The organism is Terrisporobacter petrolearius (assembly GCF_020748185.1).
Lineage (GTDB): Bacteria > Bacillota > Clostridia > Peptostreptococcales > Peptostreptococcaceae > Terrisporobacter > Terrisporobacter petrolearius.
The window spans coordinates 1-250 of record NZ_JAHZMO010000243.1 but is presented as its reverse complement, the minus strand read 5'-3'; the positions used below and the strand labels follow the sequence as shown (position 1 = coordinate 250).

General features: G+C 46.0%; 1 rRNA gene. It reads right to left on the bottom strand.

Annotation, left to right across the window (positions count from 1 at the left end):
• Nucleotides 1-250: ribosomal RNA gene (locus K0040_RS20495) — 23S ribosomal RNA — on the bottom strand; the annotation flags it as partial.

The window sequence follows — 250 nt, the reverse complement described above, 5'->3', positions numbered from 1 at the left end:
AACATCCTGGTTGTCTGTGCAATCCCACCTCCTTTACCCCTTAACCTACATTTAGGGACCTTAGCTGACGATCTGGGCTGTTGCCCTTTTGACTATGAATCTTATCACCCATAGTCTGACTCCCAAGCATAAGAATACGGTATTCGGAGTTTGATAGTCTTCGGTAAGTGCAATACCCCCTAGGACATTCAGTGCTCTACCCCCGTTTCTCTAAATCTTGAGGCTAGCCCTAAAGCTATTTCGGAGAGAA